The 8,222-nt window shown below is 64.2% G+C and carries 6 protein-coding genes; 3 read left to right on the top strand and 3 right to left on the bottom strand.

Features of this window, described 5'->3' with window-relative positions; all coding sequences use genetic code 11:
* Positions 1 to 611, top strand: a 611-nt coding sequence (locus tag CSQ93_RS28375; protein ID WP_158301399.1) for an autotransporter outer membrane beta-barrel domain-containing protein, incomplete at its 5' end; no start/stop codon positions are given.
* A 166-nt stretch (positions 612 to 777) separates the two neighbouring features.
* Positions 778 to 1,071 (top strand): DUF6916 family protein, encoded by a 294-nt coding sequence (locus CSQ93_RS28370; RefSeq protein WP_233516395.1) that lies wholly within the window; start codon positions 778 to 780, stop codon positions 1,069 to 1,071.
* 65 nt (positions 1,072 to 1,136) lie between these two features.
* Here CSQ93_RS28370 and CSQ93_RS28365 read toward each other — a convergent pair whose 3' ends face one another.
* Genes CSQ93_RS28365 through CSQ93_RS28355 form a run of 3 tightly spaced genes read right to left on the bottom strand, consistent with a single transcriptional unit; the run spans position 1,137 to position 2,786 of the window.
* Positions 1,137 to 1,670, bottom strand: coding sequence for a phage tail protein (locus tag CSQ93_RS28365; RefSeq protein ID WP_099380906.1), 534 nt, complete (start codon positions 1,668 to 1,670; stop codon positions 1,137 to 1,139).
* A 48-nt stretch (positions 1,671 to 1,718) separates the two neighbouring features.
* A complete protein-coding gene (locus CSQ93_RS28360; RefSeq protein ID WP_099380905.1) occupies positions 1,719 to 2,252 on the bottom strand; it encodes a phage tail protein in 534 nt (177 codons plus the stop codon).
* A 30-nt stretch (positions 2,253 to 2,282) separates the two neighbouring features.
* Positions 2,283 to 2,786: a phage tail protein gene (locus tag CSQ93_RS28355; RefSeq protein WP_233516394.1), complete on the bottom strand. Its 504-nt coding sequence runs from the start codon at positions 2,784 to 2,786 to the stop codon at positions 2,283 to 2,285.
* Positions 2,787 to 3,225: 439 nt separating this feature from the next.
* Between CSQ93_RS28355 and CSQ93_RS28350 the strand changes: the two genes are divergently transcribed.
* A partial coding sequence (locus tag CSQ93_RS28350; RefSeq protein ID WP_099380904.1) for a beta strand repeat-containing protein occupies positions 3,226 to 8,222 on the top strand: 4,997 nt, incomplete at its 3' end.

Below are 8,222 nucleotides of genomic sequence, written 5' to 3'. Positions count from 1 at the left end.
GCAGCCTGCGTCCGAGCAAGGGCGTGTTCCTTGACGGCGTGCTCGGCTACGGTACCCTGCAGTACGACGCCTCGCGCTACCTGTCCGATGGCAGCGGTTTCGCCACGGGCGAGCGCGACGGCAAGCAGGTGTTCGGCGCCCTTGTCGGCGGTATCGAGATGCGCCAGGAAACCTGGATGTGGTCGCCGTATGGCCGCGTGGAACTGATGTCGGCCAAGCTTGATCCGTACACGGAGAAGGCGGCGGGCATTAACGCGCTGAGCTACTTCAAGCAGACCGTGCGTTCGCGCATCGGCGCGCTCGGTGTGCGGGCCGAGGGCATCTATGTGGGCGGCCTGGGCACGTGGTTCCCGCGCGCGCGGCTCGAGTACCGGCACCAGTTCCAGGGCGCCGATGATGCGCGCCTGGCGTATGCCGACCTGGTGGCCGACGGTCCCGTGTACGTGATCCGCACGGTGCCGCAGCAGACGGGCAACTGGGCGGCCGGGCTGGGCGTTAAACTGCTGCTGTCGAACGGCATGACGATTACGCTGGACTACAACAGCAATCTGAATATCGATAGCGGGCGGACCCAGTCGGTGATGTTCGGCATCGCCATGCCGCTCAAGTAGGGCTGCGAATCACGGAGTGACGCCACGGGGCGGGAGCAGCTTGCTTCCGCCCCGTGGCGCATGTGGCGCCTGTTTTTTTCATGTCATTGCCGTGCCAGGGCGGCAATGATTCCATTAGAATCAGGCATCGTCTTGACCACACTGCTTACGGAATGGAATACCTGGAATGATGAATGTCCTGACCCTCGAACATTTTGCCGCGCGCGTCAACGAGACGTTTGTTGCGGCCGCTGACGGGAATGCCGCCTTTGTCCTGAAGGAAGTGCGCCCGCTGCCGTCAGCGACCCTGGAGGGCTTGATGCGCAAGCCGTTCAGCCTGCTGTTTCACAATAGCTCGCCCATCCTGTTCAACCAGAAAATCTTCCAGATGCAGCATGAGGCGTTTGGCGAGGTGGGTATCTTTCTGGTGCCGGTGGCGCGTGACAGCCACGGCTTTCTGTACCAAGCAGTGTTTAACTGAGGCCAGTACGGGGAGAAAGGCAGGGCGGGCGCCGCGATGGCGCCGCCTGCCTGGATTAATCCAACTTAATCAAACGATGGAAATTCGCCTTGCAGGGCGATGCAGAAATTGACCGCTAGCAACGGCTGGCGGTTTTCGTGCGGCTGGCCACCGCCAGCGGTACCGATCGCCGCAGGGGCCAGCGTGACATTGGGTGGCGTCGTCGGCACGAATGCAGACGTGCCGCCAAGCGCAATCAAGCCATCGCCCGAAAGCGGTGTGTTGTGCTGCAGGGCGGCGGTGGGCTGGCGGTACACATTGAGTTGATGGGTGTGGTTCGGCATCTCCGTGACGTTCAACGTGACACTGTTGCTGCCGAAGGTCTCGCCCATCACGCGCGGCGTGAGGCCTGGTCCTTGGCCCTGGCTGCAGGGCGCGCGTCCCGTGAAGTTGGGCAACTGGAAGGTGGTGGTGCCATTGCCGCCATACTGCGTGCCGATCAATGAAAACAGGGCACTATATTGCTGGATTTGCAGGGTGGCGCCATTGCAGCTGGCCCAACCATAGGGTGTGAAATTGAAGCCGAAGACTTGTATCTCGCCAATGTATGGTGATGTCACGGTAGGTTCTCCTGATCGATGTTAGTGGCTGCGCTTGCGTGCCGGCTGTTATTGCTGCGATGGGAAAATGCCTGCCCATGCGATGCAAAATGAGGCGGTCAGGGTCGGCATGGTGTTCTCGTGCGGCAGGTTGCCGCCTGTCGCGCCCGTGGCGGTGGTTGCCAGTGCATAGGCGGTCAGGCCGGTCAGATCGCTCGTGTACATCTTGTCGTTATTCGACGGGGCCGTCAGCAGCAGGTTGGTTGCTGGCACATTCGCCGTCGCCAGGGTGCTGTTCACATTGAACGGGTGCGTATGCGTAGGAAGCTGGGTGGCCAGCAAGGTCACCGATTCGCTGCCGCTTCTCAGTCCGATGGGCCGGTTGCTCAGGCCGGGACCGGTGCCCATATGCAGGGGAACCTGGCCGCGCAGGTCGGGCACGGCAAAGGTGGTGACGCCATCACCGCCGTAGGTGGTGCCCAGCAGGACGAACAGTACCTCGTATTCGGAGATCGGTTTCAGGCTGCCGTCGCAGGCGAACCAGCCGCTGGGAATGCGGGGAAAGGAAAACAGGCGAATTTCGCCGACATAGGGTGTGGTCATGACTATGCTCCGTAAGAAGTGGCTGATTCGTTAGTTGCGCGACGGGAAGATACCGCTCAAGGCGATATTGAAGTTGATGACCGAGAACGGCTGCATATTGTTATGCGCCTGGTTGCCGCCGGTCAACGCCAAGGTCTTGTTGGAGAGGGTCACTTGCGGGCCAGCCGAACCGTAGATGGATTCCGCGCTGCTGCCGCCAAACAGGGTATTGGTGGGGTTTTTCGAGGTGCCGGGCGTGGTCACCGCATTGGCCGCATGCGTGTGCGGTGGCATCTCGGTCGATATCAAGGTGACAGCCTCCACTCCCGCGCGCGTGCCGATCTGGTAGGGAGTGGGTTGCCAGGAACCATCCACCGAACCGCCTGCACCAACAGGGGTACTGCCTTGCAAGTTAGGCAAGGCAAAAGTCGTACTGCCATTGCCGCCGTAATACGTGCCCAACAGCGCAAACAGCGCCTGATTCTGCGCAACTGGCAGCAATTGCCCGTTACATGCTGCAAAGCCACGCGGCGCAAAATTGAAACCGCCCATCATGATTTGTCCTAGATACACATCAGCCATCATCGTTCTCCCACGGTTGGAATGCCATCAAATGTTAAGAAAATAATATTTTCCATTTGTAATCAATATTGTGTTTTGAAAAACCCTTTTTGTTATAGTTACTTTATTGAAATCTCGGAGTAGCATACGTTGTCATATGGCAAGCGTCAACATCTGTTGGCACTCTGGAAGAGCTCGGAATGGGCATTGCCGGCGACCTGAAATCACGTTCATTTTTGTCTGAATTTCGTCTGAAAAACTCTGTATTGGAGAAACTATGTTGCGTACTTGCAACGATATTATTGGCCGCCCGGCACATTTTTTCCTGCTTGCCTTGTTTGCTGCAAAGCGGCAGCGAAGGGCGGAGCGCGCGGCCTTCGGGACATCCGTATCTTGCCGTCTCGGGCAGTGGTTCGCTTCGCTATGCCTGCTGGTGCTGGCGTTCGGCGTCACCCCCGCGCAGGCGGCTGGCCCGAGCGTTATCTGCCCTCCCACTCAGAGTTTTATCGTCGCCTCGGGCGCTGCGTATGTCATCGACCTGTCGAGCTGCAATACTTTTGGCCTGAACGATAATGCCGCCACGGCATTGCATGGCACGATTACCGGCCTCACCAACAATCAGGATAACAAGGCGACCTATACCAATAATGGTGATGGCGCGCTGTCCGATACATTTGTGCTGCTCGACGAGTCGCAAGGAGAGATCACCTTCACGGTGACCGTCTTGCCTCCTGCCGCCGCCTTCACTGTGTCGCCGGGCAGTCTGACCGCGCCCGTGATTGGCGTGCCGTACAGCCAGGCCATGTCGGCGAGCGGCGGCGTGGCGCCCTATACCTATGCGCTTGACTCCGGAACCATGCCACCTGGTATAACCGTGTCGTCGAGCGGCGTGATTTCCGGCACCGTGAACGCTACCGGTGCCTATGTATTCAGCGTCAAGGTGACCGATTCGACGTCAGGCACGCCGTTGACCGTCACCAAGAACTATTCCGTGTCGATCGCCATACCGATCTTGTCCATCACGCCCACCGTCTTGTCTCCTGGGGGGCTGTCGACGCCCTACAGCGAGCAGATGTCCACTTCCAATGGCACCGCGCCCTATACCTATGTAGTGGAGTCGGGCAGCTTGCCGCCGGGCCTGACCTTGTCGAGCAGCGGCCTGATTTCGGGCACGCCAGGCAGCCTGGGTACCTTCAACTTCGTGATCAAATCGACGGATGTCACGGGCGGCAACGGACCGTATAACACGTCCAGAAGCTATTCCCTGGTGATCAACGCCCAGCCGCCGCCGACCATCACCGCCGTGTCGCCTGCATCCGGCCCCAGCACCGGTGGCACTGCCGTCACCATTACCGGTACCGGCTTTACGGGCGTTACGGCGCTGAAGTTTGGCGCCAACAATGGCGTCGCCGTCACCGTCGTCAATGCCACGACCATGACCGCCACCTCGCCAGCGGGCAGTGCCGGCACCGTGAACGTGACCGTCACTGCAAGCGGCGGCACCAGCGCCACCGGCGCCGCCAACCAGTTCACGTATATTCCTGCGCCAACGGTCACCAGCATTTCGCCCACGGCAGGACCGACCGCCGGTGGCACGAGCGTCATCATCACGGGCACGGGGTTTACAGGCGCCGCGGCGGTGACCTTTGGCGCGACTCCTGCCACCGGCTTCACGGTCAATAGCGCCACGCAGATCACGGCGACGGCGCCAGCTGGCAGCGGCGGCACGGTAGACGTGCGCGTGACCACGGCGGGCGGCACCAGCGCCACCAGCGCGGCGGACCAGTTCACCTTTGTGCCGGCGCCGACGGTGACGAGCATTTCGCCCACGGCCGGCCCGGCCACGGGCGGCAGCACCGTCACCATCACCGGCACGGGTTTTAGCACGACGACGGCGGTGACCTTTGGCGCCACGGCGGCCACCGGCTTTACGGTCAACAGCGCCACGCAGATCACGGCGACGGCGCCTGCCGGCACGGGCACGGTGGATGTGCGCGTGACGACGATTGGCGGTACCAGCGCCACCAGCGCCGCGGATCAATATACCTATCTGGCGGCACCAGCGGTGACGAGCATTTCGCCGACGGCGGGTCCGACTACCGGCGGCACGAGCGTCATCATCACGGGCACGGGCTTTAGCGGCACGACGGCAGTGACCTTCGGCGCCACGTCGGCTACCGGCTTTACGGTCAACAGCGCCACGCAGATCACGGCGACGGCGCCGGCAGGCAGCGCTGGCACGGTCGACGTGCGCGTCACTTCGGCCGGCGGCACCAGCACCACGAGTGCCAACGATCAATTTACCTACGTGGCGGTACCGGCAGTGACGAGCATTTCGCCGACCGCCGGTCCGGCGACCGGCGGCACCACGGTCACCATCACCGGCTCGGGCTTCAGCGGCACGACGGCGGTGACCTTCGGCGCTACGTCGGCCACGGGCTTTACCGTCAATAGCACCACGCAGATTACGGCGACGGCGCCAAGCGGCACGGGCACGGTGGACGTGCGCGTCACCACGACGGGCGGCACCAGCGCCACCAGCGCGGCGGACCAATATACCTATGTGGCGGCGCCGGTGGTCACGAGCATTTCACCGACGGCGGGTCCTTCTACGGGCGGCACTACGGTGATCATCAGTGGTTCGAATTTTAGCGGCACGACGGCGGTGACCTTCGGCGCCACGTCGGCCACCGGCTTTACGGTCAACAGCGCCACGCAGATCACGGCGACGGCGCCGGCCGGCACGGGCACGGTGGACGTGCGCATCACCACCGCTGGTGGCACCAGCGCCACCAGTGCAGCGGACCAGTTTACGTATGTAGCCGCACCGGCGGTGAGCGGTATTTCGCCGGGCACGGGGCCGGCTACCGGCAGCACCGCGGTCATCATCACCGGCTCGAATTTCAGCGGCGCGACTGCCGTGACGTTCGGCGCGACGGCAGCTACTGGTTTCACCGTCAACAGCGCCTCGCAGATCACGGCGACGGCGCCCGCCGGGACGGGCACGGTGGATGTGCGCGTGACCACGGTCGGTGGTACCAGCGCCACTGGTGCGGCCGATCAATTTACTTATTTCGGTGCGCCAGTTGTGGGCGCCGTCAGCGCCTCGGTGGCCTACGGCAGCAGCGCCAACCCGATCACCTTGAACCTGAGCGGCGGCGCGGCAACTTCCGTGGCCATCGCCACTGGCGGCTCGCACGGCACGGCCAGTGCCAGCGGCACCAGCATCACCTACACGCCGACGCCAGGTTATGGCGGGCCTGACAGCTTCACTTACACGGCCACCAATATCGTCGGCACCTCGGCACCGGCCACCGTCACGATCACGGTCGGCGCGCCTACCTTGACGCTGGCGCCAGGCACCGTGCCCGTGGCAGGCGCAGGGGTGGCCTACAGCCTGAGCGTGAGCGCCGCGAACGGCACGGGGCCGTACACCTACACGATCAGTGCGGGCGCCTTGCCTGCTGGCATAACCTTGTCCGGCGCCGGTCTGCTGTCGGGCACGCCGACGGCGGTTGGCACCTTCAACTTCACCGTGCTTGCCACGGACAGTTCGACGGGCAGCGGTCCGTACACCGGCACGCGCGCCTACGCGCTGACGGTGGCGTCGCCATCGATCAGCGTTGCGCCGTCGACGCTGCCGGCAATGACGGCCGGTGTCGCCTTCAGCCAGGCCATCACTGCCACCGGCGGCACGGCAGCGTACAGCTATGCCGTCACCGCCGGCAGCGTGCCGGCGGGCCTGAGCCTGGCGGCGAACGGCACCCTGGCCGGCACGCCGACGACGGCCGGCGCCTACAGTTTCACCGTCAGCGCCACCGACAGCAGCACTGGCGCAGGCGCCCCGTTCTTGGGCGCTCTCGCGTATTCCGGCACGGTGGCGATCGCCGTGCCTGTTGCCGGCGCCGTCACCAGCACGGTGGCCTATGGCAGCAGCGCCAATCCGGTCACTCTGAACCTGGGCGGCGGTGCGGCAACGTCGGTGGCCGTGGCCTCCGGCGCCTTGCACGGCACGGCGACGGCCAGCGGCACCAGCATCACCTATACGCCGACGGCAGGCTACAGCGGCAGCGACAGCTTTACCTACACGGCCACGAATGGCAGCGGCACGTCCGCTCCCGGCACCGTGACGGTCACCGTGGGCGCGCCCACGGTCAGCCTGGCTCCGGCCAGCTTGTCCAACCCGACGGCTGAAGCGGCTTACAGCACGACCCTGACGGCGACGGGCGGCACAGCGCCGTATTCCTACAGCGTGATCAGCGGCAGCCTGCCGGCCGGCCTGAGCCTGAACACTGCCACAGGCGTGCTGTCCGGCACGACGAATGTGGCCGGCAGCTTCACGTTCAGCATCAAGGTCACGGACAGCAGCACGGGCACGGGCGCGCCGTTCAGCGCGAGCAGGAGTTATACCGTGACCGTCTCCGCACCGACCATTGCGGTCACGCCAGCCACCTTGCCGGCGGCGACCGTGGCCACGGCGTACAGCCAGCAACTGACGGCCAGCGGCGGCGTCGCTCCCTATGCCTACACGGTGTCGAGCGGCAGCCTGCCGGCGGGTCTCACCTTGAACAGCAGTGGTTTGCTGAGCGGCACGCCGACGGCGGGCGGCAGTTTTACCTTGACCGTGCAGGCGGCCGATGCACACCTGTTTACCGGTGCGCAAAGCTATACCCTGACGGTGGCCTCGGCCACGGTCAGCCTGGCTCCGGCCAGCTTGCCCAATCCGACGGCGGAAGCGGCCTACAGCACGACCCTGACGGCAACGGGCGGCACGGCGCCGTACAGCTATGCCGTGGTGGGCACCTTGCCCGTTGGCCTGAGCCTGAACGCAGCCACGGGCGTGCTGTCCGGCACGACGAATGTGGCGGGCAGCTTCCCGTTCAGCATCAAGGTCACCGACAGCAGCACGGGCACGGGCGCGCCATTCAGCGCGACCAACAGCTACACCCTGGCAGTGGCGGCGCCGGTATTGACACTGACGCCGGCCAGCCTGGCGGCGATCCGCGCCGGCGACGCGTATAGCCAGACATTCACGGCCGGCGGCGGCGTTGCGCCCTACGTCTACTCCTTGAGCAGCGGCACCTTGCCGACCGGCCTGGTGCTCAATGCGGCCACCGGCATCGTCAGCGGCACGCCGACGGTGGCGGGCAGCTTTGCCTTTACCTTGCAAGCGAAGGATGCGCACCAGTTCACGGTGCAGCAGGCGCTGACCTTGCAGGTGAACCAGGCGCCGCCGCCGGTGCCGAATGAAACGGCGACCACTTCGGCGAATCAGGAAGTGAGCCTGACCATCGCGTCCACGGATGGCAGCCCGATTACGGACGTGACCATCGTCACGCCGCCGCAGCACGGGACCGTCACGGTGGTTGCGAGCGGCGCGGCGGGGGGCGGCAGCGGCCGCTCTTTCAAGGTGACGTATGTGCCTGTCTC

The sequence above is a fragment of the Janthinobacterium sp. BJB426 genome (genome assembly GCF_002735705.1).
Classification (GTDB): domain Bacteria; phylum Pseudomonadota; class Gammaproteobacteria; order Burkholderiales; family Burkholderiaceae_D; genus Janthinobacterium.
Note: the sequence above shows the minus strand (reverse complement) of the source record. Positions and strands in the feature narration are given on the sequence as shown.